Origin of the sequence: Bordetella genomosp. 9 (genome assembly GCF_002119725.1) — a bacterium.
GTDB lineage: Bacteria > Pseudomonadota > Gammaproteobacteria > Burkholderiales > Burkholderiaceae_B > Bordetella_C.
Map to the genome: position 1 here is coordinate 576,187 of NZ_CP021109.1, position 25,929 is coordinate 602,115.

Annotated in this window: 24 protein-coding genes and 1 pseudogene; 14 read left to right on the forward strand and 11 right to left on the reverse strand. The window is 63.6% G+C overall.

Annotated features, from left to right (window positions below; translation table 11 throughout):
• Window positions 1-153 precede the first annotated feature (153 nt).
• Window positions 154-1,473 carry an NAD(P)/FAD-dependent oxidoreductase gene (locus tag CAL13_RS02705; RefSeq protein ID WP_086056017.1) on the reverse strand — a complete coding sequence of 440 codons (1,320 nt, stop codon included), beginning with the start codon at window positions 1,471-1,473 and terminating at the stop codon, window positions 154-156.
• Window positions 1,474-1,490: 17 nt separating this feature from the next.
• Window positions 1,491-1,886, reverse strand: a complete 396-nt coding sequence (locus CAL13_RS02710; protein WP_086071429.1) for a diacylglycerol kinase — start codon at window positions 1,884-1,886, stop codon at window positions 1,491-1,493.
• 177 nt (window positions 1,887-2,063) lie between these two features.
• Between CAL13_RS02710 and CAL13_RS02715 the strand changes: the two genes are divergently transcribed.
• From CAL13_RS02715 to CAL13_RS02760, 10 genes are all read left to right on the forward strand, one after another.
• Window positions 2,064-2,780, forward strand: coding sequence for a FadR/GntR family transcriptional regulator (locus CAL13_RS02715; protein WP_086056019.1), 717 nt, complete (start codon window positions 2,064-2,066; stop codon window positions 2,778-2,780).
• Window positions 2,777-3,805 carry an L-idonate 5-dehydrogenase gene (locus CAL13_RS02720; RefSeq protein ID WP_086071430.1) on the forward strand — a complete coding sequence of 343 codons (1,029 nt, stop codon included), beginning with the start codon at window positions 2,777-2,779 and terminating at the stop codon, window positions 3,803-3,805. Before CAL13_RS02715 ends, CAL13_RS02720 begins: the two co-directional genes overlap by 4 nt.
• A 61-nt stretch (window positions 3,806-3,866) precedes the next feature.
• Window positions 3,867-4,841 carry a sialic acid TRAP transporter substrate-binding protein SiaP gene (locus CAL13_RS02725; RefSeq protein ID WP_086056021.1) on the forward strand — a complete coding sequence of 325 codons (975 nt, stop codon included), beginning with the start codon at window positions 3,867-3,869 and terminating at the stop codon, window positions 4,839-4,841.
• A 13-nt stretch (window positions 4,842-4,854) separates the two neighbouring features.
• Window positions 4,855-5,466 (forward strand): TRAP transporter small permease, encoded by a 612-nt coding sequence (locus CAL13_RS02730; RefSeq protein WP_086056022.1) that lies wholly within the window; start codon window positions 4,855-4,857, stop codon window positions 5,464-5,466.
• A 37-nt stretch (window positions 5,467-5,503) separates the two neighbouring features.
• Window positions 5,504-6,910 carry a TRAP transporter large permease gene (locus tag CAL13_RS02735; RefSeq protein WP_086071431.1) on the forward strand — a complete coding sequence of 469 codons (1,407 nt, stop codon included), beginning with the start codon at window positions 5,504-5,506 and terminating at the stop codon, window positions 6,908-6,910.
• Window positions 6,911-6,946: 36 nt separating this feature from the next.
• The gene (locus CAL13_RS02740; RefSeq protein WP_086071432.1) at window positions 6,947-7,702 is read left to right on the forward strand and encodes an SDR family oxidoreductase; all 756 of its coding nucleotides are present in this window, start codon (window positions 6,947-6,949) and stop codon (window positions 7,700-7,702) included.
• Between the two features lie 31 nt (window positions 7,703-7,733).
• Window positions 7,734-8,597, forward strand: coding sequence for a fumarylacetoacetate hydrolase family protein (locus CAL13_RS02745; RefSeq protein ID WP_086071433.1), 864 nt, complete (start codon window positions 7,734-7,736; stop codon window positions 8,595-8,597).
• A 56-nt stretch (window positions 8,598-8,653) separates the two neighbouring features.
• The gene (locus CAL13_RS02750) at window positions 8,654-10,189 is read left to right on the forward strand and encodes a UxaA family hydrolase (RefSeq protein ID WP_086056026.1); all 1,536 of its coding nucleotides are present in this window, start codon (window positions 8,654-8,656) and stop codon (window positions 10,187-10,189) included.
• 77 nt (window positions 10,190-10,266) lie between these two features.
• On the forward strand, window positions 10,267-11,478 hold the full coding sequence (gene manD / locus CAL13_RS02755; protein WP_086059186.1) for a D-mannonate dehydratase ManD: 1,212 nt from the start codon (window positions 10,267-10,269) through the stop codon (window positions 11,476-11,478).
• Window positions 11,479-11,490: 12 nt separating this feature from the next.
• Window positions 11,491-12,570 carry an Ldh family oxidoreductase gene (locus CAL13_RS02760; protein WP_086071434.1) on the forward strand — a complete coding sequence of 360 codons (1,080 nt, stop codon included), beginning with the start codon at window positions 11,491-11,493 and terminating at the stop codon, window positions 12,568-12,570.
• Between the two features lie 54 nt (window positions 12,571-12,624).
• On the opposite strand, the gene CAL13_RS02765 is transcribed toward CAL13_RS02760, so the two are convergent.
• Together CAL13_RS02765 and CAL13_RS02770 are read right to left on the reverse strand one after the other, a co-directional pair.
• Window positions 12,625-13,722 (reverse strand): FUSC family protein, encoded by a 1,098-nt coding sequence (locus tag CAL13_RS02765; protein WP_086071435.1) that lies wholly within the window; start codon window positions 13,720-13,722, stop codon window positions 12,625-12,627.
• A 15-nt stretch (window positions 13,723-13,737) separates the two neighbouring features.
• Entirely contained in the window at window positions 13,738-14,637 is a 900-nt protein-coding gene (locus CAL13_RS02770; RefSeq protein ID WP_086071436.1) for a YihY/virulence factor BrkB family protein, read from the reverse strand.
• Window positions 14,638-15,225: 588 nt separating this feature from the next.
• Between CAL13_RS02770 and CAL13_RS02775 the strand changes: the two genes are divergently transcribed.
• Complete coding sequence (locus CAL13_RS02775; RefSeq protein WP_157664784.1) at window positions 15,226-15,816, forward strand: hypothetical protein; 591 nt, start codon at window positions 15,226-15,228, stop codon at window positions 15,814-15,816.
• A gap of 300 nt (window positions 15,817-16,116) precedes the next feature.
• On the opposite strand, the gene groL is transcribed toward CAL13_RS02775, so the two are convergent.
• Together groL and groES are read right to left on the reverse strand one after the other, a co-directional pair.
• Entirely contained in the window at window positions 16,117-17,760 is a 1,644-nt protein-coding gene (gene groL, locus CAL13_RS02780; RefSeq protein ID WP_086056030.1) for a chaperonin GroEL, read from the reverse strand.
• A 38-nt stretch (window positions 17,761-17,798) separates the two neighbouring features.
• Window positions 17,799-18,086 carry a co-chaperone GroES gene (gene groES, locus CAL13_RS02785; protein ID WP_086056031.1) on the reverse strand — a complete coding sequence of 96 codons (288 nt, stop codon included), beginning with the start codon at window positions 18,084-18,086 and terminating at the stop codon, window positions 17,799-17,801.
• A gap of 289 nt (window positions 18,087-18,375) precedes the next feature.
• On the opposite strand from groES, the gene CAL13_RS02790 reads away from it, so the two are divergent.
• A complete protein-coding gene (locus tag CAL13_RS02790; protein ID WP_086071438.1) occupies window positions 18,376-19,053 on the forward strand; it encodes a hypothetical protein in 678 nt (225 codons plus the stop codon).
• Window positions 19,046-19,747 (forward strand): hypothetical protein, encoded by a 702-nt coding sequence (locus CAL13_RS02795; RefSeq protein ID WP_086056032.1) that lies wholly within the window; start codon window positions 19,046-19,048, stop codon window positions 19,745-19,747. The genes CAL13_RS02790 and CAL13_RS02795 overlap by 8 nt, the downstream gene beginning before the upstream one ends.
• 864 nt (window positions 19,748-20,611) lie before the next feature.
• Here the strand turns inward: CAL13_RS02795 and tnpC are convergent.
• The 3 genes and pseudogenes from tnpC to CAL13_RS02815 form a co-directional block, all read right to left on the reverse strand.
• Window positions 20,612-21,940, reverse strand: a pseudogene (tnpC, locus tag CAL13_RS02805) (IS66 family transposase).
• A gap of 62 nt (window positions 21,941-22,002) precedes the next feature.
• Window positions 22,003-22,392 (reverse strand): IS66 family insertion sequence element accessory protein TnpB, encoded by a 390-nt coding sequence (gene tnpB / locus CAL13_RS02810; protein WP_232467751.1) that lies wholly within the window; start codon window positions 22,390-22,392, stop codon window positions 22,003-22,005.
• Complete coding sequence (locus CAL13_RS02815) at window positions 22,335-22,604, reverse strand: hypothetical protein (RefSeq protein WP_086071439.1); 270 nt, start codon at window positions 22,602-22,604, stop codon at window positions 22,335-22,337. The genes tnpB and CAL13_RS02815 overlap by 58 nt, the downstream gene beginning before the upstream one ends.
• Before the next feature lie 372 nt (window positions 22,605-22,976).
• Between CAL13_RS02815 and CAL13_RS02820 the strand changes: the two genes are divergently transcribed.
• A complete protein-coding gene (locus CAL13_RS02820) occupies window positions 22,977-23,507 on the forward strand; it encodes a GNAT family N-acetyltransferase (protein WP_232467752.1) in 531 nt (176 codons plus the stop codon).
• Window positions 23,508-23,755: 248 nt separating this feature from the next.
• Here the strand turns inward: CAL13_RS02820 and CAL13_RS02825 are convergent, their stop codons facing one another.
• Both CAL13_RS02825 and CAL13_RS21135 read right to left on the reverse strand, forming a co-directional pair.
• A complete protein-coding gene (locus CAL13_RS02825) occupies window positions 23,756-24,928 on the reverse strand; it encodes a TIR domain-containing protein (protein WP_157664786.1) in 1,173 nt (390 codons plus the stop codon).
• Window positions 24,929-25,199: 271 nt separating this feature from the next.
• Window positions 25,200-25,484 carry a hypothetical protein gene (locus tag CAL13_RS21135; RefSeq protein WP_157664373.1) on the reverse strand — a complete coding sequence of 95 codons (285 nt, stop codon included), beginning with the start codon at window positions 25,482-25,484 and terminating at the stop codon, window positions 25,200-25,202.
• Window positions 25,485-25,929 lie beyond the last annotated feature (445 nt).

A 25,929-nucleotide genomic window follows, 5' to 3' on the forward strand; every position in this document is an offset into this window, starting at 1 on the left:
TGAGGGGGAGGCGCGCCAGCGCTTCGGGGGTGGGCTCCCACCACGCCCCATCGGGGCGCCGCGGATCCGGCTCCGCCGGTCCGCAGGCGCGCCCCCTTGAGGGGGAAGCGCGCCAGCGCTTCGGGGGTGGGCTCACTTCGGGGGTGGGCTCATCTAGTGCAGCTTTACGCGCGGCCTTGTCCGCCGCAGCAGGACGCGGCCCAATGCCAGACATGCGGTGCGCCACAGTCCCAGCAGGGCACGGTGGTGCATCAGGTGCAGGCTCATATACATGAAGCGCGCCAGTGTACCGCTAACGAAAAGCCCGCGGCCGGCCAGCTTGCCCATCAGGCTGCCGACGCCGGCGCCCTGGCCCAGCGACACCAGCGACCCGTAGTCCTTGTAGACATAGCCCGTAGCCGGCTCGGGCTGCTGGCGGATGCGCGCGCCGATTTTGCGAGCCAGATACGCGGCCTGCTGGTGCGCGGCCTGGGCCCGTGCCGGCACGGTGCCGTGCCCGGTCCATGGCGCAGCGGCGCAATCGCCGAAGGCAAGAATGCGGGGATCCTGGGTTTCCAGGCGATCGTTGACTTCCAGCTGCCCGATGCGGTTCATGGGCAACTGCAGCCCGCGCAGGATGGGCGGGCCCTGTATGCCCGCCGCCCAAAGGCAGAGATGCGCATCGAATACCGCGCCGTCGTCCGTTTTGACGCTGTTCGCGGTGACTTCGGCGACGCGTCGGCCGGTATGAACCTTGATGCCGAGTTCCGCCAGCCGCTGCGCCGCGGCCCGGGACAGGCGCTCCGGCAACGGCGCCAGGATGCGGGAGGCGCCTTCGATCAGCGTGATGGTCAGGTCACGCTCCGGCTGGAAACTGGGCAAGCCGTAGGCGCCAACTACGTGGCTGGCCTCGTGCAGCTCCACGGCCAGTTCCACGCCGGTGGCGCCGCCGCCGACGATCACAATGTTCAATCGCGCGGTGGGGTCGTGAACCTTGGCCTGGTCCACCTGCACCATCGCCTTGAGCAGCGTCAGCCGGAACTCCTCCGCGTTGTCGGTCGAATCCAGGGTGATGGCGTGTTCCGCTGCGCCGGGCGTGTTGTAGAAATTGGCGACGCTGCCCACCGCGAGCACCAGCGTGTCGTAGGGCAGGGCGCGTTCGGGGATGATGGCCTTGCCGGAGGCGTCCACAACGGGCTGCACGCCGACCATGCGGTTGGCGCGGTCCACCCGCTGCATCCGGCCCAGCACAAAGGAAAAATGGCACAGATGCGCCAGCATCAGATAGGACAGCCCTTCCTGGTGGATGTCCAGCGTGCCGGCCGCGGCTTCGTGCAGCGAGGGTTTCCAGATGTGGAAGGGGCGCTCGTCGACCAGGGTGACGTGGGCGGGTCCGTGCGCGCGGCCGAGGCGCGCCGCCAGCTCCAATCCGCCGGCGCCGCCACCCACGATGACGACGCGATGGGCCGGTGTGGATGAGGAGCGCGCGGACATGCGCGAAGTATACGGCGTTAGAGCAGGAAACGGCCGATCGCCACGGCCACCCAGACCGCCACGGTGAATATCAGCAACAGGAGCACCGCGGCGCTGCCCAGGTCCTTGGCCCGCCCGAGCAACGGGTGCATTTCCACCGACAGCGCATCGGCCAGCGCTTCGACAGCGGAATTCAGAAGCTCGGCCACCAGCACCAGCACGACCGACATGATCAAGATGAAGACTTCCAGCACCGAACGGCCCAGCCAGAAGGCCGCCGGAATCAGCAGGATGGCCAGGACCAGCTCCTGACGGAAGGCTGCCTCGTAGCGGATGGCGGCACGCAGGCCCTGCATGGAGTAGCGCAACGCATTGAAAATGCGGCGCACGCCGCCGGTGCTTTTGTAGGGCGAATGCTGCGGTGTAGGCGTCATGGCGGATAGGCTGGCTGACTGGGACGGCGATGATAGGCGATAGCGCGGGCGCGGGCGGGGCGGCGGTGAGGGCTGCGCCCTGGCCCGCCGCAATGATAAGCAGAAACCCTAATTGTTTCATGGCGGGTATCGCGCGCAGTATGCGGTCAACTGGTAAGGCCACTTGACCGCATCCGAATGCCTTTTCAAGCCATCGAACCACGCCGCCTGTATCGGCAGATCGCCGATCAGTTGCGCGCCCTGATCGAAAGCGGGGAGTTCCCCGTGGGCACGCGCCTGCCGCCGGAGCGGGACCTGGCGCTGAAGATGGGGGTGTCGCGGCCGTCGGTGCGCGAAGCGCTGATTGCCCTGGAAGTGGAAGGGCTGGTCGAAGTCCGCATGGGCTCGGGCATCTATGTACGGGCGCGCGGCGAGGACGGGCAGGGGAGCGTGATCGCGGAGAGTCCGCTGGACACCATCCTGGCCCGGCAGCTGATCGAAGGCGAACTGGCGGCGCAGGCGGCGCAAACGATGCGGGCCCGTGACGTGGTTGGCTTGCGCGAAGCGCTGGACGTGATGCGCGAGGAAGCGGCGTCCGGCAATATCCCGGCGCGGGGCGACCGGCTGTTTCACGTCCGCATCGCGCAGGCTTCCGACAATTCGGTGCTTTTGCGGCTGGTGGGGGAGCTCTATGACGAGCGCCACAATCCGCTTGCGGTGCAATTGGGCAATTATTTTGAAAACGCCGACAGCTGGGCGGCCGCCATTGCGGAGCATGAACGCGTGGTGGACGCGATCCAGGCCGGTGACTCGAACGGGGCGCGCGCCGCCATGCGTGAGCATCTGGCGAAATCGCACGACCGCCTGACCGCCAATTGGTCGCCGCCGCGCGGCGACAGGAGGGTGCTGCAGTGAGCCTTGCCTGCAAGATACATGGCGCCCGCGATCTGCGCCTGGAGCCGGATCTTCCCGCTGCCCTCGGGCCGCACGACGTGGAAGTGCGGCTGGGCGCCGCGGGCATCTGCGGCTCGGACCTGCATTACTTCCTGCACGGCCGCGTCGGCGCTTTTGTCATCCGGGAACCGCTGATCCCGGGACACGAGGCGTCCGGCGTCGTCCTGCGCGTGGGCGATGCGGTCACGCGAGTGTCGCCCGGCATGAAGGTGGCCATCAATCCCTCGCATCCCTGCGGCCGCTGCGATTACTGCCGGGCCGGCCGCGACAATCTGTGCAGCAATATGCGTTTTCTGGGCAGCGCCAGCGTCTATCCGCACGTGCAGGGGATGTTCCGCGAACGCTTCGTCATGGGTGAGCGGCAGCTGACGCCGGTGGACGAAGACATTTCGCTCGGCGAACTGGCCTGCGCGGAGCCCTTGTCCATCGGCCTGCATGGCGTGCGCCGCGCCGGTGAAATGATGGGCAGGACCGTGCTGGTCACCGGCGGCGGCACCATCGGCTGCATGACCGTGCTGGCCGCACGGCTGGCGGGCGCGGCGCGCATCATCGTCTGCGATATCGCAGACCGTCCGCTGGAGATGGCCCGCACGGTGGGCGCGGACGAGACCGTGCGGTCCGATCGTGCCGGCGCCGGCGAACTGGCCGACGCGGCCGATATCGCCATCGAAGCCGCCGGCAGCCCCGCGGCGCTCGCCACCTGCCTGACGGCGACGCGGCGGGGCGGGCGCATCGTGCAGGTTGGCACGCTGCCCGGCGAAGGCCTGCACTTTCCCGCCAACGCCATCATGGCGCGCGAGCTCGACTATGTGGGCGCATTCCGCGCCGGCCCCGAGTTCGACTGGGCCGTGACCTATCTCCGTACGCGCAAGGTGGACGTCCGTCCCCTCATGAGCGCGCAACTCCCGCTGGATCAGGCCGCGGCGGCCTTCGAGCTGGCGGCCGACCGATCCCGCAGTACCAAGGTGCAACTCGTATGTGATTGAAGTCCCACGGACGGCGCCGGAGAGCGCATCGACGTCCTGACAGAAGAGAGAGGAGACACACATGAAGCAAGGCCAGGCAGTCAAAATGCTGTTCGCCGCCCTGGCGTTCGCCGTTTCGGCGGGCGCGACGGCGCAGACCAAGCTGAAATGGGCGCACGTCTACGAGACGTCGGAGCCTTTCCATACGCAGTCCGTCTGGGCGGCGCAGGAAATCGAAAAGCGAACCAACGGGCGCTACCACATCGATGTCTATCCCGCCTCGCAGCTGGGCAAGGAAAACGACATCAACCAGGGACTGACCCTGGGCACGGTGGACATGATCATCTCCGGCTCCAGTTTCGCGGCGAAGAGCTTCCCGCGCATCGGCGTCACCTACTACCCGTACACCTTCCGCGATCCGCAGCACCTGCTGGCCTACACCAAGAGCGCCATCTACCGCGAGCTGGCCGAAGGCTACGAGAAGAAGAGCGGCAACCATATCGTCGCCACCACCTATTACGGCACCCGGCAGACCACGTCGAACCGGCGCGTGCAGAAGTGCTCGGACATGCAGGGGCTGAAGATGCGAGTGCCCGACGTGCCGGCCTATCTGGCGATGCCGCGCGCCTGCGGCGCCAACACGTCGCCGATCGCATTCGCCGAGGTCTACCTGGCGCTGCAGAACGGCACGGTGGAGGCGCAGGAGAACCCGCTGACCACCATCGAGGCCAAGAAGTTCTACGAGGTGCAGAAGTACATCGCGCTGACGGCCCACATCGTCGATCACCTGAACACCATCATTTCGGGCCAGCTCTGGAAGAAGCTGTCGCCGGAGGACCGGAAGATATTCGCCGAGGTCTCGCAGGAAGCCGCCGAGCGCGCCTCCAAGGAGATCATCGCGCGCGAGCAGCAGCTGGTCGAGGAATTCAAGAAGAAGGGCCTGACCGTGGACACGGTCGACGTGGCGGACTTCCGCAAGACCGTGCTCGAAAAGGTGCCGTTCAAGCAATACGGCTACGAGAAATCCGACTGGGAAAAGATCCAGGCGGTGCAGTGACGGAGGAGTTTTCATGGCGACCGATGCACATGTGCGCGAGGCAGGCGTATCGGAACCCCGGACGGCGCAGCATGCGTCGTCCGTGGAGTCCATCGTCTCCAGTTTCGAAGAGGCCGATCACCAGGAGGTGGACCTGTCCGGTCATACCTTCGAGGACTGGATCTGCCTGGCCCTGTTCTGGGTGATGGCCCTGCTGGTGTTTCTGCAGTTCTTCACGCGCTACGTGTTGAACGACTCCTTCGCCTGGACGGAGGAGCTAGCCACATACAGCCTGATCGGCGTGGTCTTTATCGGCGCCGCCATGTGCGTGCGGCTGTGCCGCCACATCCAGGTCGACCTGCTGTACCGCTACCTGCCGCGGCCCGTGGGCCGGCTCTTTTCCACGGTCATCGACATCGCGCGCACCGTGTTCTTCGGCTACGTGGCATGGCTGGTCTGGCGCTACATCCAGCTGGTCGGCGACGAACCGATGACCACCATCGAATGGAACAAGGCCTATGTCTACTGGCTGGCCCTGTTCGGATTCGTGCTGATGTTCGGGCGTTCGCTGCAGGTCACGATGACGAACTGGCGGCAAGGCTACTCCAACCTGGAGCGCCCCGAAGCCTACGACAAAGCGGATTGAAGCAAGAAAACAGTAGCTGGCGCATAAGGGGCGTGGCATGTGGATTCTGATCTGTTCTTTCCTGTTGATGATGATCGTCGGCGTGCCGGTCGCCGTTTCGATGGCCGGCGCGTCGCTGCTTTACCTGCTCGTATCCGGCGACGTGCCGGACGTCGTGGTCGCGCAGCGCATGATCGCCGGCGTGGAGTCGTTTCCCTTGCTGGCGGTGCCGTTCTTCATCCTGGCGGGGAATTTGATGAACGTGGCCGGCATCACCGGCCGCATCTATAACTTCGCCGTCGCGCTGGTGGGCTGGATGCGCGGCGGACTGGGGCATGTGAACATCGTCGGTTCGGTCGTCTTCGCGGGCATGTCCGGCACCGCCATCGCCGACGCCGCCGGCCTGGGCACCATCGAAATCAAGGCCATGAAGGATCATGGCTACAACACCGAATTCGCGGTGGGCGTCACGGCGGCGTCGGCCACGCTGGGGCCCATCATCCCGCCGTCGCTGCCGTTCGTGATCTACGGCATGATGGCGAACGTGTCGATCGGCTCGCTGTTCCTGGCCGGCGTCATCCCCGGCGCGGTGCTCACGCTGCTGATGATGTTCACGGTGGCGTATTACGCGCGCAAGAACAACTGGGGCGGCGACGTCGGCTTCGACCTGCGGCGCCTGGGCGAGGCGACGCTGGAGGTCGTCATCGTGCTGGCCTTCCCGTTCTCGATCTGGGTGATGACGCAGGCGGGCGTGTCCACCAACTGGGCCGCCATCATTGCCTTTGCCGTGCTGCTGGTGCTGGACTGGCGCTTCAATTTCTCGGCGGTCATGGCGCTGATGGCGCCGGTTATCCTGATCGGCGGCATGACGCTGGGCTGGTTCACGCCCACCGAGGCCGCGGTGGCCGCCGTGATGTGGGCACTGTTCCTGGGGCTGGTGCGCTACCGCACCATGACGCTGCGCACGCTCGCCAAGGCGACCTTCGACACCATCGAAACCACGGCGTCGGTGCTCTTCATCGTGACGGCGGCCTCGGTGTTCGCCTGGCTGTTGACGACGACGCAGGCGGCGCAGGCACTGACCGACGCCATCCTGAGCGTGACCCACAACAAATGGGTCTTCCTGATGCTGGCCAACGTGCTGATCCTGATCGTCGGCTGCTTCATCGACACGATCGCCGCCATCACCATCCTGGTGCCGATCCTGCTGCCCATCGTGCTCAAGCTGGGGATCGACCCGATCCATTTCGGTTTGATCATGACGTTGAACCTGATGATCGGCCTGCTGCACCCGCCCCTGGGCATGGTGCTGTTCGTGCTGGCGCGTGTGGCCAAGCTTTCGGTCGAACGCACAACCGTGGCGATCCTGCCATGGCTGGCGCCGCTGTTCCTGGCCCTGATCGCCATTACCTACGTGCCCGAGATCACGCTGTGGCTGCCGCGCGCGCTGGGCATGGGCAATTGAGGATGACCGGCATTTCGAAAGAGGAGACGGAACGACATGGGTCAGCGATTGGCAGGTAAATCGGCTTTCGTCACGGCGGCGGGGCAGGGCATCGGCAGGGCGACGGCGGAGGCCTTCCTGCGCGAAGGCGCCCGCGTCATTGCCGCGGACATCAATCCGACCGGACTGAGCGCCCTGGCCGAACTGCCGCACTGCACGGTGTGCGAACTCGATATCACCGATGCGGCCGCGGTACGGGACGCCGTCAAGGCAGCCGGCGCGGTGGACGTGCTGTTCAACGGCGCGGGCTATGTCCACGCAGGCACCATCCTGGAGAGCACCGAAGACGAGCTCACCTTCGCCGTGGACCTGAACGTGCGCGCCATGATGCGGCTGATCCAGGGCTTCCTGCCCGGGATGGCGGCCAGGGGCCGCGGTTCCATCATCAACATGGCCTCGGTGGCGGGCAGCGTCAAGGCGGTGCCGAACCGCTTCGTTTACAGCACCACCAAGGCCGCCGTGGTCGGCCTGACCAAATCGGTGGCCATCGACTTCGTCGGCAAGGGCGTGCGTTGCAACGCCATCTGCCCGGGTACGGTAGAGTCGCCGTCGTTGCGCGACCGCATCGCGGCGCAGGCCCGGCAGACCGGGTTGACGCCGCAGGAAGTCGAAGCGTCCTTCGTGGCGCGGCAACCCATGGGCCGCCTGGGCCGTCCCGAGGAAATCGCGGCGCTGGCGGTGTATCTGGCCAGCGATGAATCGGCCTTTACCACGGGCACGGTGCAGGTGATCGACGGCGGCTGGTCCAACTGAATCCTTATCCATCAACGCAGAAGGAAGCACGATGAAACTCATGCGCTATGGCGCCAAAGGCGCCGAAAAGCCCGCCATGCTGGATCGCGATGGCAAGGTGCGAGACCTGTCCGGCGTGGTCCCGGACATCACCGCGGACTTGTTGACGCCGCAGGGCCTGGCGCCGCTGGCCAAGGTCGACCCGTCCAGTCTTCCGCTGGTGTCCGAACCTGGCCGCATCGCGCCGCCGTGGCGCGGCATGGGCAAGTTCATCTGCATCGGCCTGAACTATGCGGACCACGCGGCTGAGTCCGGTCTGCCGATTCCCGCCGAGCCGGTGATTTTCATGAAGACCACGAGCTGCGTGGTCGGGTGCAACGACCCGGTCGTGCTGCCGCAGGATTCCGTCAAGACCGACTGGGAGGTCGAGCTTGGTGTGGTCATCGGCGCGACGGCCCGCTATGTGTCCGAGGCGGACGCCCTCAAGCACGTGGCCGGGTACTGCGTCGTCAACGACGTGTCCGAGCGCGAATACCAGATCGAGCGCGGCGGCACCTGGGACAAGGGCAAGGGGTGCGATACGTTCGGCCCGGTCGGTCCCTGGCTGGTCACGGCCGATGAAGTGCCCGATGTCCAGAACCTCGGCATGTGGCTGGAGGTCAATGGCAAACGCATGCAGAACGGCAACACGCGCACCATGATCTTCAACGTGGCGCAGGTGGTCAGCTATGTCAGCCGGTTCATGACGCTGTATCCGGGCGACCTGATCAGCACCGGCACCCCGCCGGGCGTGGGGCTGGGCATGAAGCCGCCCGTATATCTGAAGGACGGCGACGAAATGCGCCTGGGCATCGAAGGCCTGGGTGAGCAGCGCCAACGCGTCCACGCCTGGAATCCCGAATTGATCGACGGCTGAGCCGTTTCCCCTCCCGCCGCCGCGCCTTGCGGCGGCATTGAAGCGAAATGCGAGCCATGAGCGCCATCGATAATCCCGTCATCCGGATCCACCCCGCCGACAACGTCGTCATCGCCCGGCGCCAGCTCCTGGGCGGCACCCGCCTGCCATCGGAAAACGTCACGGTGATGGGGCTGATACCGCCGGGACACAAGATCGCCGTGCGCGACATCGCGGCGGGTTCGCCGGTGCGGCGCTACAACCAGATCATCGGCATCGCCCGGCAGGACATCGCCGCGGGGCAGCATGTGCACAGCCACAACCTGGAGTTCAGCGAATTCCAGCGCGATTATGCGGTGGGCCGGGACGCACATCCGACCGACTACGTCGCCGAACCCGCGACCTTCCAGGGTATCGTCCGTCCCGATGGCCGGGTCGCCACGCGCAACTACATCGGCATCCTGACGTCGGTGAATTGTTCGGCCACCGTGGCGCGCGCCATCGCAGACCATTTCCGCCGCGACGTTCATCCGCAGGCGCTGGCGGCCTACCCCAATGTCGATGGCGTGGTGGCGCTGACCCATGGCGCAGGCTGTGCGACGGCAAGCGACGGCGAGCCTCTCAAGGTGCTGCGCCGGACGCTGGGCGGCTACGCCCGCCACGTCAACTTCGCCGGCCTGATGGTGGTCGGCCTGGGCTGCGAGACCAACCAGATCGGCGGCCTCATGGAGCAGGAGGGCCTGCACGAAGGCCGGCAGCTGCAGACCTTCAATATCCAGGACACCGGCGGCACGCGCAAAACCGTGGCGCGCGGCATCGAGCTGGTGGAATGGATGCTGGAAGAAGCCAACCGCGTGCAACGCACGCCGGTGCCGGCGAGTCACATAACGGTCGGCCTGCAATGCGGCGGCTCGGACGGCTATTCCGGCATCAGCGCCAACCCGGCGCTGGGCGCCGCGGTGGACCTGCTGGTGCGCCATGGCGGCACCGCCATCCTTTCCGAAACGCCGGAGATCTACGGCGGCGAGCACCTGCTGACGCGGCGCGCGGTGTCCCCCGAAGTGGCCGACAAGCTGCTGGCGCGCCTGCGCTGGTGGGAAGACTATTGCCGCCGCAACGATGCGGAAATGGACAACAACCCTTCCGCCGGCAACAAAGCGGGCGGGCTGACCACGATCCTGGAGAAGTCGCTGGGCGCCATCGCGAAAAGCGGCACTACCAATCTGGTCGATGTCTACGAGTACGCCGAGCCGGTCACGGCGAAGGGGCTGGTCTTCATGGACACGCCGGGATATGACCCGGTATCGGCCACCGGGCAGGTGGCAGGCGGCGCGAACCTGATCTGTTTCACCACCGGCCGGGGCTCGGCCTATGGCTGTGCGCCGGCGCCCTCGCTGAAGCTGTCCACCAATACCGCGCTGTGGCAGCGGCAGGAAGACGACATCGACATCGACTGCGGCGCCATCGTGGAAGGCGGCGCGACCGTGCAGGAAATGGGCGAGCGCATCTTCCAGCTGATGCTCGACACGGCGTCGGGCCGCACCACCAAAAGCGAGGCGCACGGCTACGGCCAGAACGAGTTCGTGCCCTGGCAGCTGGGGGCGGTGATGTAGGCGGGCCGGCTGGCGCAAGGCTATTCCGAGCGCCGACAGTAACCCGCGACTTGAACAGGCCCTGATCCATGACTCCCATAAAAATCACCAACGCGCGCGTCATTGTCTGCAGTCCCGGACGCAACTTCGTCACGCTGAAAATCGAAACCGACCAGGGCCTGACCGGCCTGGGCGACGCCACGCTGAACGGCCGCGAACTGGCTGTGGCGAGCTATTTGAACGATCACGTGCTGCCGTGCCTGATCGGCCGGGACGCGCATCAGATCGAGGACATCTGGCAGTTCCTGTACCGCGGCGCGTACTGGCGGCGCGGTCCGGTGACAATGACCGCGATAGCCGCGGTCGATACGGCCTTGTGGGACATCAAGGCCAAGGCCGCCGGATTGCCGCTGTACCAGCTGCTGGGCGGCAAGAGCCGCACTGGCGTGATGGTCTACGGCCACGCCAACGGGCGCGATATCGACGAAACCGTCGACGAAGTCCTGCGCTATCGGGAAATGGGCTATCGCGCGATCCGTGCGCAAAGCGGCGTGCCGGGCCTGCAGTCCGTGTATGGCGTGGGGCGGGGGCGCATGTTCTACGAACCGGCCGACGCGTCGCTTCCGTCCGAGCATGACTGGTCCACCGAGAAATACCTGGACCATACCCCGCGCCTGTTCGCGCGCGTGCGCGAGGCCGTGGGTTGGGACGTCCATCTGCTGCACGACGTGCACCACCGGCTGACGCCCATCGAAGCGGCGCGCCTGGGCAAATCGCTGGAGCCGTACCGCCTGTTCTGGATCGAAGACCCCACCCCGGCCGAGAACCAGGACGCCTTCCGCCTGATACGCCAGCACACCGTCACGCCGCTGGCGGTGGGCGAAATCTTCAACACGCTGTGGGACTGCAAGGACCTGATCCAGAACCAGCTGATCGATTACATACGGGCGACGGTCGTGCATGCGGGCGGCATCACGCATCTGCGGCGCATCGCCGACCTGGCGGCGATGTACCAGGTGCGCACGGGCTGCCACGGCGCCACGGATCTATCGCCGGTATGCATGGGCGCCGCGCTGCATTTCGATATCTGGGCGCCGAATTTCGGCGTGCAGGAATACATGCGGCACACCGAGGAAACGGACGCCGTCTTTCCCCATGCCTACCGCTTCGAAGACGGCATGATGGTGCCCGGCGACGTGCCCGGACACGGGGTGGAGATCGACGAGACCCTGGCGGCGAAGTTCCCCTACAAGCGCGCCTACCTGCCGGTGAACCGGCTCGCGCATGACGGGACGTTGTGGAACTGGTAAGGAGGACACCGAATGGAAAAGCCTGCTGCCGGCCAGACCCTGCGCCATTGCCACGCCGACGCGCTGGCCCAGTGGGGCGCCGCCTGCCTGCGTGCTCATGATGTGCCCGAGGATGACGCGCGTCTGTTGGCGCACAGCCTGGCGCAGACCAGCCTGTGGGGCATCGATTCGCACGGCATCGCGCGGCTGCCGCATTATTTGAACCGGCTCGCGCATGGGTCGATACTCGCGCGGCCGTCGATCGTTGTCGAGCGCACCGGCGTGGCGACGGCGCACGTGCGCGGCGGCCAGGGACTGGGAATCGTCGTGGCGCATCGCGCCAATCGCGCCGCCATGGAGATCGCGGCCGAATCGGGCGTGGCGGCGGTCGGCGTATCCGACTCGTCGCACTGCGGCGCGATCGGCCTCTATACCCGCGAGGCTGCCCGGGCCGGCATGGTGGGGCTGGCCTTCACGCATTCGGATTCCATCGCGGCGCCTTACGGCGGCCACGTGCCGTTCCTGGGCACCAACCCCATCTCCATCGCCTTTCCCCGCGAGGGTCGCGAGCCGGTGTGCCTGGACATGGCCACCACGTCGATCCCCTGGAACCGGGTGATGAACGCCCGGCGGGAGGGGCGGCCGCTGCCCGCGGGCGTGGCCTTGGACGCCGAGGGCCGGGACGCGATGGACGCCCAGGCGGCGCGGGCGCTGCGCCCGCTGGGCGGGCCGGAGTACGGCCACAAGGGCTATGCGCTGGCGTTGATGATCGAATTGCTGTGCGGCCCGCTGAACGGCAACCCTTTCGGGCCGCACATCTCGCCCATGTACGAAAAGCTCGAGCTCCCGCGCAGGCTGGGGGCCTTCTTCATCGTCGTCGATCCGCGCCGCTTCCCGGGGGGGCAGACCCTGGCCGCGACGGTCGAGCAGATGGCGCGGGAGCTGGCCGCCCAGCCCGGGCAGCCCCGCATGCCGGGCGATCCGGAGCAAGCATCCGCCGCACTGCGGGACAAAGAAGGGATTCCGATCGAGCCCGGACTGTGGGCGGAAATGGAAAGCTGGAGCCGGCAACTGCGCGTGCCCTTGCCCGCGGTGCGCGGCGCGGGCGCCTGAACGGCTCGCTGCGGGTCGCCGCGCGGCGGCGGCATCTGCGCCGGCTTTCGCGGGTCAGACTTGGCGCTGCCGCAGCGCCATCAGCAGCCCGCGAAGGCGATCGACCTGTCCCATCGCCTGCCGCATCAGCCAATACGGGCCTTGAAGCGCCTCCGGCAAGGGCGGCGCGCCGGCGTCCGGCAAGGATTGCGGCAACAGGTCGCCCGCCGCATAGGACTGGAGCTTCCTCGTGTTTCCCGCGCGCAGCGCACGCGCCATGGTCAGCAGCATGGCGCGCATGGTGCGGCCCTCGCGCCGGAATGCCTGAAGCACCGCCTGATGCGAGCCATCCGCCGATCCCAGCGGCACATTCGAGATCAGCTCCAACGTCGCAAGGAAAGATCGGTGCTGCGTCTGGATGGCTTCCAGCATGCCCAGCGGCACCTGCATTTCCTTGGCGACCGAAGGCATCAGATTGCGCAGGCTGATGGAACGGCGCGTCAGGTCCGCGAAGGCCGCATCGCGTGCTTCCGCCGTGAGCGTTTCGCCCGACAGCAGGCGGTCGATCAGCGCGCCCGCCCGGCGCAGGTTCAGCGCCATGCCGTAGCGCCAGGAAAAGCTCGCCAGCAGGGGCAGCGCAAAGGAAAACACCAACGCCACGACGATGCCGATGAACACGTTCAGCGTGCGCCACATGCCGGTTTCGATCGAATTGTCGCCATGGCCGGCGACGATGATCAGCGTGATGGCGGTAAGCAGCGCGATATAGCCGCCCCGTCCGATCGCGTAATAGCCGCAGATGCCCGCCATCAGCGAAAGCAGCGCGTAGGTGGCGGCGGGCGCCCCGAACAGGTCGTGCACCACGATCAGCAGCAATCCGGCGGCTGCCCCCAGCATGGTGCCGAGCCCGCGCTCCACGGCTTTCTTGCGGATATTGCCATGGTGCTGAATGCCGCCGATCACCACGAGCATGGACACCGACGCCCAATCGCCGTGCGGCACATCGAGCCCGCTGGTGATCAGAATGGTGGTCAGCATCGCGAGTGCGACCCGGATCGCGTGCAGCCCCTGCGCATGGCGGTAGCGCTGGTACGGCGACGCAAGATGCTGCAGCGACAGCGCCATGCGTCGCAGCGGGTCGTGCAGCCGGGAAAGGGTGGTGGATATCGACATGCAATGGCGAGGCGATCAGGACCGCGGCACGGTCGCGTACTGGCCTTCGCGGCTCAGGTACAAGGCATACTGGCGCGTGAACACCGCGCCGAAGAAGAAGATCTGCGCGGAATAGTAGATCCACAGCAGCAGCGCCACGACCGAGCCCGCGGCGCCATAGGCGGACGCCACCGCCCCGTGCCCGAGATACAGCCCGATGCCCCATTTGCCCAGCAGGAACAGCGCGGCGGTGACGATGGCGCCCGGCATGACGTGACGCCACGGAATGACGGCGTTTGGCAGCAGCTTGTAGATCACTGCGAATAGCGCGGCCACCACCGCGAAGGAAAACACGCCCGACAGGACCTCGGCCGCCATGGCGAAAACGGAATTGGCCCATAGCGCGCCGTAGTACTCATGCGCCGCCGACAAGGCGGCGTTCACCGTCAGCGAAACCAGCAGGAACAGGGCCAGCACCAGCACCAAACCGAAGGAAAGCAGCCGGCTGCGGACCAGCTTGTGCACGCCGCTGCTTGCCTTGCCGCGAACTTCCCACAGTTCGTCCAGGCTTTCCTTCAGCTCGGCGAAGGCGGTGGTCGCGCTGAATATCAGAACGCAGACGGAGATCACGGTCGCGATGACGCCGCTGCCGGACTCATGCGCGCTGGCGAGCACGATCTGGATGACTTCCGCCCCGCGGTCGCCCATCAGGTTGCGCAATTGGCCCACCAGTTCGGAACGCACCGCCTGTTCGCCGAAAAAGGCGCCTGCCACGGCGATGACCAATATCAGCATGGGCGCCAGGGAGAAGATCGCGTACAGCGCGAGCGCGGCGCCCTTGCTCGAGGCGCGGTGGTCGGACCACTGTTTGGCCGATGCGACCAGCAGCCGCCACAGTGTGGACGGCTGGGCGCGGAGACGGGAAAGATAGGACATATGCGGACTCGCCATCTTCAAGCGTTGACAACTTTGCGACGTGCCTCATCCGCGATGCGGCACCGGGGGCAGCAAGGTATGTTCCTGCCGGCGGCGCGGAAACGGGCGCGTCCAGTCCAGACCTTAACAGTTGGGCATCCATCGTTCCAATGCGTCCGGCACGCCGGCCGGTGCGCTGGCCATTTTGCCCCGGGACGCCGCCGTCAGCCATTGCCGGTCTTGCCACTGCTTGCAGCGGTTGAAAGATCGGCGCGCCAGAAACAGCAGAGGATGCGTTTCCTGATGCGCCATGCAGACAGGTCCAGTACGTTTGCGGCCTCGCCCTTGGATGCCCGCCGGCCACAACTGTCGCTACCGTGCCGGATACCGCTTGCCGATGGCTGGAGCTGGCTACGCGTTGCGTACGGGCCCGCTACTGGCCAGAAAGTTCTTATTCTGGCGAACAAAAAAATACTGCAGAATCGCCTGGCCTATTCATCCCTCAGTGAAAGCCGCGTCCGCCGTACACGGCGTGCTTGCAACGGGATACCGTTCGTCCGGCGATGCCTGATCACGTACCGGTTTCAAAATAGCGGCCAGAGAAGAGCTATGAGCATCCGTAAAAAGCAGTTCTACGACAAATCGTGCGGTGCAGCCGCCTTGCTCTGCGCCGCGAAAGAGTTGGGTATTCGCCACCTCCCGACAATTCCCGGCACGGCGATGCAAGGGCAAGAATTGCAGGCCGACAATTTCTGCGAATCTGCCCTTTACTATCTCACCAGTGGATCCAGTCTTGGGGCACGCCCAGTCGGAATGGATCTGAATAAAGGCGGCTATTCACTTCCGCATAACCTTGTGTTGGCGGCCCGCCTGATAGGATTGGACGCCCAGATCTACATGGCATCCACCTACCCCACCAAATTGGTGTCCATGCGTTATCCCCAGTGCGAGTCGCTTTGCGAGCAGTCGGGAGTTTCGGTCTTTCACAGGGAACCGCCGCCCTTGAGCCACGCTGAAAGGCTGCTGAAGATCATGGGCGTTATGAAAATGCTGGGCCTCCATTATGTTATGCAGCGGCCGGATTACACCTATATGGATCCCGCCGATGGCCAGGACTATTACTCTTTCCGCGAGCTGAACAACAGCTGGTTGAAGTGCTACATGGACATCGGCATTTCGATTCTTTTGAAAAAATCATAAACGGCCAGCGAAGTTTCCCGACGGAGTGCAATCAGCCTGGGGCATCCCTTGGCTGAAACGTCAATCTCCGGGCGGAGAGGCTACGTATATTTCGCCCGAGACCATCTATCGATCGCTGGTTGTTCAAGCACCGTGGCATGGGGAAACGGACACGATCCGTATGCCTGCTTGAGCTCCCCGCACTCCGAGTTGCGACAGTAGCCTCCGCGCCGAGGCAACAATAAAAAAGCCCCGGGGTCTCCCCCGGGGCCGTTTGCAGTCGGGCCCCGGTCACCCCGGGGCTTCGTACGGCAATACTTCTTAGAAGTCCATGCCGCCCATGCCGCCCATGCCGCCAGGCATGCCGGCCGGCGCAGCGGGCTTCTCTTCGACCAGCTCGACCACGGCGGCCTCGGCCGTCAGCAGCAGGCTGGCGACGGACGCGGCGTTCTGCAGGGCGGTGCGGGTAACCTTGGTCGGATCCAGCACGCCTTGCTCAACCAGGTCGGCGTACTCGCCGGTCGCGGCGTTGTAGCCGTAGTTGCCCTTGCCGCTCAGCACGGCGTTGACCACCACGCTCGACTCTTCACCGGCGTTCGACACGATCGTGCGCAGCGGCTCTTCGACGGCGCGCAGGATCAGCTTGATACCGGCGTTCTGGTCGGGCGTGTCGCCCTTCAGGTCGGCGATGGCTTGCTTGGCGCGCAGCAGGGCCACGCCGCCACCGGCCACCACGCCTTCTTCCACCGCCGCACGCGTGGCGTGCAGGGCGTCTTCGACGCGGGCCTTCTTTTCCTTCATTTCGACTTCGGTCGCGGCGCCCACACGGATCACCGCCACGCCGCCGGCCAGCTTGGCCACGCGCTCTTGCAGCTTCTCACGGTCGTAGTCCGAGGTGGCTTCCTCGATCTGGACGCGGATTTGCTTGACGCGGGCTTCGATCGACTTGGTGTCGCCGGCGCCGTCGATGATGGTGGTGTTTTCCTTGCCCACTTCGATGCGCTTGGCCTGGCCCAGGTCCTGCAGGGTGGCCTTTTCCAGCGACATGCCGGTTTCTTCGGAGATGACCACGCCGCCCGTCAGGATGGCGATGTCTTCCAGCATGGCCTTGCGGCGATCGCCGAAGCCGGGCGCCTTGACGGCGGTGGTCTTCAGGATGCCACGGATGTTGTTCACCACCAGGGTGGCCAGCGCTTCGCCTTCGACGTCTTCAGCGATGATCAGCAGCGGACGGCTCGACTTGGCGACTTGCTCCAGCACGGGCAGCAGGTCGCGGATGTTGCTGATCTTCTTGTCGTAGATCAGGACGAAGGGATCGTCCAGCGCGGCGACTTGCTTGTCGGGGTTGTTGATGAAGTAGGGCGACAGGTAGCCGCGGTCGAACTGCATGCCTTCGACCACGTCCAGCTCGTTTTCCAGCGACTTGCCGTCTTCGACGGTGATGACGCCTTCCTTGCCGACCTTGTCCATCGCGTCGGCGATGATCTGGCCGATCGACTGGTCGCTGTTGGCCGAGATCGAGCCCACCTGGGCGATTTCCTTGCTGGTCGTGACCGGCTTGCTCAGCTTCTTCAGCTCTTCCACGGCAGCGGCGACAGCCTTGTCAATACCGCGCTTCAGGTCGATGGGGTTGAAGCCGGCGGCAACGTACTTCAGGCCTTCCTGAACGATGGCCTGGGCCAGCACGGTCGCGGTCGTGGTGCCGTCACCGGCGTTGTCGGAGGTCTTGGAGGCAACGTCCTTGACCAGTTGCGCGCCGATGTTCTCGAACTTGTCCTTCAGTTCGATTTCCTTGGCGACGGACACGCCGTCCTTGGTCACGGTCGGGGCGCCGAAGGAGCGCTCGAGCACGACGTTGCGGCCCTTGGGGCCGAGGGTGGTTTTCACAGCGTTGGCGAGGACGTTCACGCCGCGGACGATACGCACGCGGGCGTCATCGCTGAACAGGACTTGCTTGGCAGCCATAGTAGTTCCTTACTGGAATTCGGTACGGTGTCGGGGAATTACTGGATCACGGCGAGGATTTCTTCCTCGCGGATGACGAGCAGCTCTTCGCCATCGACCTTCACGGTCTGGCCGGAGTATTTACCGAAGAGCACCTTGTCGCCAGCCTTCAGGTCAACGGGCAGAACCTTGCCGTCTTCCGTGCGCTTGCCGGGACCGACAGCGATCACTTCGCCCTGGTCGGGTTTTTCGGCCGCGCTGTCGGGGATGACGATGCCCGAGGCGGTTTTGCGCTCGTTGTCCAGACGCTTGATGATCACGCGATCATTCAGAGGACGCAGGGCCATGAAGAACTCCTGTAGTTCGATACGGTAGAGGGTTGTCTCACAGAACCGCCCGGGGGAGGGGTGTTAGCACTCGCCGGCGGTGAGTGCTAATTATAGGGGCGGTTGGGCGGGGTTCAAGGGGGAGGGGTGGGGCTGTTACAAGTCTGGGGGAGGATTGGCGCGATGTTGCCCCGTGTTCTCGGAATTCCGGTACGTGGGGCGGTCTGCGGCGATGATCTTGACATTTATGCTGGCGTTCGGCACAGTTGTCCCTTGTCCTAGGAACGGGGACAGCCGACCGCGAACGAAAATGAAAAGTCAAGACGTTTTGCTGCTCCTGAAGTTGGTGAGCTTGTCCAAAAGCGATCGCACCGGCGACAAATATTTGGACAGCCGCTGGCAAGATTGGGAAACCGAGGAGACTGCGCCGACGTTGGAGGTTGCCGCCAGCGGGTTGGAGGATCTGGACCACCTGCATCTACGTCCATTGGCGACACATGAGCACTCGAGCGCGGCTCAGTACGGCATACGACCGTTAGCGGAGATGACTGGAATCAGCAAGTCCCAGGTGAGCCTCTCGCTCGCTCGTTGCTATAAAAGCGGCTTGGCCAAGCCCGACCGCTTGACTGGTCTGCCCAAAGCCAACACGACAGCGTTGGCGGAATTCCTCGTATATGGCTTGAGATACGTGTTTCCGGCTTCCATTGGGCCGTTGACTCGTGGCATTGCCACCGCCTGGGCGGCGCCTGTGTTGGCCGAGACAGTGTTGTCTGGTGGTGAGATGCCACTAGTCTGGCCGGATCCTCGCGGCAAGACAAAAGGGCAGGCGTTGGAGCCTATATATAAAACTGTGCCGTTGGCCGTAAAGAAGGACTCCATGCTTTACAGTCTGTTGGCCCTCACGGATGCGATTCGAATTGGGCAAGCCCGCGAGAGAAGTATCGCAATCGATGTTCTAAACCGTATGTTGGAGCCACCGCGTGTCTGAGGCCGAGGTACATAAACGCATGATTCGGCATGTGGCCGGAGCATTGGGACCGGAACTTCTAGGCAAAGTGGCGTTTGTGGGTGGCTGCACGACCGGCCTGTTGATCACGGACGATTTTTCTCGCGAGCAGGTGCGCCATACCAAGGATGTCGATCTCATTATCCATGTCGTAGGCTACGCCGAGTGGGCAGAAGTGCAGAACCAACTGCGCTCTAAAGGTTTCAAGGACATACTATCCGGCGATGCTCCTATTTGCGCATTGCAACTCGGCGAGCTGCGCGTTGATTTCATGCCAGACGATGCTCGATTGCTCGGATTCTCCAATCGCTGGTATTCGCAAGCGCTGTCGACGGCGGAGCCCTATGCCATCGGCGACGACATAGTGATCCGGCTCGTAACGCCACCATACTTCGTTGCCACCAAGTTGGAGGCCTACAGCGGTCGCGGCAACAATGACCCATTGGGCAGCCAGGACGTTGAGGACATTCTCAATTTGTGCGATGGGCGCGAAGCGTTGGTTAACGAAATGGCGCAAGCGCCAGCGGATTTGAGGAACTACGTGTCCAGTGCCTTACGCCGCTTGCTGGAGCATCCCAGTATGGATCACGCAATCCAGAGCTGCGCTCGTGGAAACGTCGAACAAGAAAAGTACTTATATGGCGTGATCGATTCAATTGTGGCACTGGGTGCTTGATGTGGCAGATCCCAAACCTTGGCATAAACGAGTGGCGAACTAGACGAGGACGGGGCCGGCCCGAGAATCGAGACGCGGGCGGGGTGTACGTCAGCACAGATAAGGTCGTCGCCATAATTGTTGACGGCACGGTAAGCGGCTCCCACGGGGGTGCCTACGCGAACCATTGGGTGGCCAAAGTTATAACGATTGCGCATCAGCTTGACTCACTTGCCCCCAACGACTTTATCGCAGCCATGCGGTTAGCTCATAAAGAGCTTCACAATGGAGTCTACGTCCTTGAAACAGCCGCATATGCTGTCCTGGCCCTGAATAGGGCCGCTTGTAGTGCGTGGGCCATCAATTGCGGCGACTGCCGTGTCGGACAAATAACTGCGACGAACGAAGGGCGCTGGCTTACCCCTGTCCATACCGCCGCGAATGCTTTGGGGGAGTGCTTCAGTAGGGAGCATGCCGTCATGGATGCTCGCCACATTCTAACGCGCCGCCTACGCGCGCAGCGCTTCGATATACCGGAAGTGACATGGCTGGATTGGAACGATGCCGGCCCGTGGGTACTGGCGACCGATGGCTATTGGATAGACCATCTCCTACTGAATCGGCAACTTGACGACTTGGAAGACGATGCCAGCGTCCTTTCCCTTGGTTTGCCGTTGACCCACATCACTCAACACACTGACTGTTCAAATTTCCTTACTACGTTCGTGTAGTAAGCGCGCGTTTGGGCTGCCTTCTTTCTCCGCTCCCGCACCAGATTCTCGACTCCTGAGATCGAGTGCTTCATTAAATCCGGCGTTCTAGATTCGCTCGTCAAACACGAAAATCAACGTAAGCGGCCGGTAATCACGCCTTGACGACGGTTAATCAGGTAGCCGGTGTCCACCGATGCGGCAGCAGTTCGGCGATCCGATGGTTCTTGTGCGTCGGCAGCCGCGTGAGCACGTCTTTTAAGTAGGCATACGGGTCGTGGCCGTTCAGGCGTGCCGACTGAATCAGGCTCATGATGGCCGGCTGCACGCTGCCCACCGCGCAGCGACCCAGCGAACAACCAGTTTGCACGCCCGACCGCCCAGGGACGGATCTGGTTCTCGACCCAATTGTTGTCGATCGGGGCGTGCCCGTCGTTTTCGCATGCAGGTCATGGAACTTGCGCCGGGCGTGTGCCATACAGCCCAGTTCCGTGATGCCGGCCGCGAACCCGGCCTTGTAGCCCACATAATCGTCAGTCACCAGCTTGCCGCGCCAGTCGTCGAGGAACGTGCGGCAGTGCCCACCGGCGCGGCTGGGCGTGAAGTCATAGACCACTGCGCGCAGGCTGTCATAAGAGGTCGGCGTGTACGCCCACAGATAAGCCTTATGCGCCTTACCCGCCCCGGGTTTGAGCATCTGTACCGGCGTCTCGTCCGCATGCAACACGGCTTTGTCCAGGACTTCGGCCTTCAGCGCATCGACCAAGGGCTGCAACCGCAGCCCGCACACACCAACCCATTCGCCCAGCGTCGAGCGCGGCAGCGCCAGGCCGGCGCGTGCAAAGATGCTTTCCTAGCGATACAGCGGCAGGTGATCGGCGAACTTCGCCACCAGCACTTGCGCGAGCAGCCCCGCCGTCGCAATGCCTTTGTCAATGACCTGAGCCGGCACGGGCGCCTGGATGAGCGTCTCGCACTTGTCGCAGACCCATTTGCCGCGGATATGCCGCTGGACCGTAAAGGCGCCGGGCAGGTAATCCAGTTTCTCGCTGACGTCCTCACCGATGCGCTTCAGGCCGCAGCCGCAGGCGCAAGTCGTGGATGCCGGTTCGTGATGGATGTCGGTGCGCGGCAGTTCGGCTGGCAGCTTCATGCGTCGCGGCACCTGCGGCTGCGCAGGCTTGGGCCCGATCGTCTCGCGCAGCGCGTTCACTTCGTCTTCGATGGCCGCCATGTCGGCATCCATCGTCTCTTCCAACAGGCTTGCCTGCGCCGGGTTCAGTTGCTCGCTGCGCTTGCCGTAGCGTCACCGCTTGTACAGCGCCAGTTCCTGCGTGAGGTGATCGATGTGCGTCTGTTTGAAGAGCAGCACGCGGTCGCGCTCGGCGATCACCGCGTCGTGCGCCGCGATCTGGGCGTCACGCGTGGCCACCTCGCCCATCAGGCGTTCGGCCAATGCGCGCAGTTGCTGCGCGTCCAGGTGGTCCAAAGATGCGGTACTCATGGCCGCCAGTATGCCGCAGCGCTCGCGGTGGCGGTATTGGCGTCTTGCCGGATTGCCGGACGCTACAGCACCGAGATCGCACCTGCGGCGCCGACGTGCTGCCAAGGTAGGCCCAGCACCAGCGCCTGCCATTGTTCGGTGTCCAGCGCCATATGCGGACCGCGGGTCGCCTCGGCCCACGTGAACTTGCCGCCATTGAGCCGGCGCGCGGCCAGCCACACGCCGATCCCGTCGTGCACCAGCACCTTCATGCGGTTGGCGCGCCGGTTCGCGAAACAATAGGCGTGGTGCGGGGGTGCAATACCGAACACCGCCACCACCCGCGCCAGCGCCGTCTCGGTGCCAGCGCGCATGTCCAGTGGCTCGGTCGCCAGCCAGATCGCATCGACCCGGATCACCGTAGCCACTCCCGCAGCCACGCCACGCAGGCGCCGGCCTCGCTGACTGGCCATTGCACCGTCGCTTGTACCGGGCCGCGCGACAGCCGGATTTCAATATGCCGGCCCGGTGCCGGCAACGCCGGCGCGACCACAGGCACAAACGCGGCCGTGCCCGCGGGCGCACGGCTGGCGAGTCGGATCCATTTATGCACCAGATTCGCGTTCACGCCGTGCGACAGCGCGACGCTGGCAATCGATGCCCCAGGATGATTGCACTGCGCCACGATGCGCCTTCAACGTCTTCGGGTAAGACCGGCGCTTACGCAGCGGCGCTAATTCTGTCTTCGCCATGGTGCCCACCAAAAAATGGTGGAGACTAAATGAGGACAACGCCGTGGCTCAAGATGGGATCACCGGGCCCTTAAGCTGCTGCTCGGGCATACGAAGCTAGAAGCACAGTTCGCTACCTTGGCATCGACGTCGACGACACTCTTGAGATGGCTGAACAAAGAGAGGTTTGATGCATCCCGGCCGGCGAGCGGTCGCTTGCCGGCCGAAGCTGCTACTCGACCACGGAAGGTGGATCTACGAAAATCCCGCCTGGCCGGCCCGTAGGCCGGGGCCCACTGGACCTTGTCGACGAAAGGGCGAACTCAATGAGTATCGGCAACCCCAACTCCCCCGCTTATCCGCTCTTCAAGAGAGCCGTCCGTAGTGCCACGGAAAATGATTTGTCTATCCTGACTACCATCAGGAATGACGCGACGGCCTACAAGTTGAGTCGGAAAGATTTGGCCTGGGGCGGGAACGAGTGGACGCTAGAGGCGGCACGGCAGGCATTGGAGCAAGGTGGCTTACACGTCATCGAACAGAACGGAATGCCAGCCGGTATGCTGTCGTTGTCGTGGCAAGACGATGAGCACTGGGGACCGCAAGCTCCAAACGCCGGATATGTCCATGGGCTTTCCATAAGAGACGGCTTTCGTGGTCTTGGGCTTGGCGTATACGCCATCAACTGGTGTGCCGATGTCGTGCGCGCCAATGATCGTCAACGTCTAAGGCTCGATTGCGAAGTGACAAATACCAGTCTATGCAACTACTACGAGTCGCTTGGTTTTGCACGTGTGGGCACAAAACCTTTTCCCAGCGGCTATGTTGCATCACTCTATGAGTTGACCATCTACTAGGCTGATGAATCTGGGTGCCATCACGAGCGTTTCAGAAAGTGCGACGCAGATCGCCGTCCGTTGCGGGGCGTCCTCGGGCTTTCGACAATGACGGCTCGTGGCCACAAGCGCCCACCCACGACTGACAGTTTGCGGCGGCTCAGATCAATGTCGGCTCAAGCGATTGATCGAGCTGCCAGCAATGGACCCTGGATCGCACCCTGTGTAGGCGGTCGACAAGGTTCAGGCGGGGTCCATCGCAGTCCTTGCTAGCGGAATTGGCTAAAGGTCTTCAAAAGCTTCATGGTCGACTCGTAGTCGAGCTTGTCGCCCTCGTACTCGCATCGATACAGCCCCTGAAGGTTCGAGGGCAAGTTCACCCCCTTCTCGACCAGGAGGACCATCCTCTTGCCGTATAGCGCCATTGCGGCGCCAATCTCGATAAGCACGTTGTCGTTCAGCTTCGCATGCTGGTTGCCATCTTTGTCGAGATAGTGCCCCTCAGCGCCGACATGAAGCACCCCTGCGCCACACGAACGCATGTCCTCGAACACCTTCTCCGGCACCGCTATTGCGGTTGATTCGCGCTCAATCGAGACGATGGGTTCGAAATTACCGAAGAGGAGAAGTTCTTTGATCTGGCCAACGATCGCGCGCTGTTTGCCGTGCGTAATGAAAACGCGGTTTGCCTTCGAGTCCATCTCCCTAATAGGGGCAGCAGATGCAATAACGGTAGTGACAGGCTGTGCAACTCGTTCAGCGATGGAGCGCAGGCCCTCATCGAGGTTGGCGGGATCTGCTACGTCGTTGTCTTGAACGTCGGCAGTCGCCGCTGCGACGGGAACACTAGGGGAATCCAAGCTAACAAAGGGGCCGGTGGGAGTTGATTTGATGATCCCAGCGTATGCGCCATTCGCCTTGATGATCTCCAGCGCATTAGCCGTGCGGTCAGCCGGTAACCCTAGCGACTTCAACACATTTCCCGCTATGACATCGTTCGGAAGCTTCGCGCGCCGATATTTTTCAAAGAACTCGCGAAGTAGGCGAGGCTGCAATATGGCTTCGCGGCGCGCGACGATGTCCTCGCCCTCGGCCTCTGGCGCGACAAGCCGACGTCCGAGCGCGGTTAGTTTGATTACATTAGCGTTAATTCCGCCTTCAGAAAGGCCGTATGCGATGGACGCGCCAGTCAACGTTTGCCACGCACTACTCGTCGGGCTGATTCCGAGGGCGAGCGCTACGTCAGGCGGCGGCGCAGAGTCTCCTGCGAAGTTGTCTACCAATGCAGAAGCAATTTTTTGTGCATGCTGCAATGTGGCCAGCGGAAATTCCGACTGCTTGAAGTAGACTCGTTCGGACTTCTTCGGTGCAGTCGTCTTAGATCCGACCTTCTTGGCCGAGCCAGCGACAGTTTTCTTCGCCCCGCCTATCTTCTTACGCATTGCAGCCATTCCCACCCCCTTGATTGACCATTAATGATTGTAACGAATGACCCGCTGCGAGTTTCCGCTGCGGCTCGGAAGCAGGCATCAGTGATAGTTCGCTTCCGGCCAGGAACGGACATAAGCCAATAGCGAAACGGCGCTGCGCGAAAACGTTCTCAGGCAAGGGTAGCCACAGCCGCGTCAGGGTTTACCGGCCGACAGATCGATTACTACGACGTCACACGGGGCCAATATGGGTCGCAGGCGTTCGAGTCTTCTATGCCTACGCTTAAGGAATGAGCTGGCCGGTCTCGCGGGAAGGCAAGCCGAGACGGCGTCGCACGATCGAGTCGTTGCCTTGGTATCCCTTGGCTTGCTCCATTGCTGTGATCTCTTCTGCGGAATAAATCCGGATCGCACTGCCGGTGGAACTCGATGTGGCAGGCGGGACTTGAGACATCGTGATATGCGGCTGTACGACAACGCCCGCGGCCGGATTGTGGTACTCGACCGGCCCCAATGTCAGATCGGGCGCGCGCTGAACCTCGCGGTTCGAAGGTGCGAGCGGTGTCATCGGGCTGGTCGGCGTCGGCCGCGTTGGGGTCGCGAGCCCTGACGGTGTCTTTGCATCCCGACTCGGGGATGAAACTGATTTCTCTCCGCCCGAGAAAATTACAAATCCACCGATCACTAGTGCGCCAAGACCCAGTTGTCCGAATAGCCCCATGCCCGCATATCCAACATCCGTTCCTCCACACCCCGGACACTTGAGCGACAAGTTCTTTCCCTTCGGATACCACGTGTACTTGCAGTTTCGACACTTGTTCTGGGATCGCTTGGTCGCCATTTTTTTGTTCCGCAGACATATTTAGTAACTTTGTATACGTTACTGCATCTTTGGGCGCGCAGCAACTAGCGAGGGGCGCGGCCAATCAGCCAATGGTCAGCGCCCATTCAAACTTCTGCTTCGGAGTGCGGAATCGATGGACGGCTTCGGGTCGCGTGCTGTCGGCCCTGCC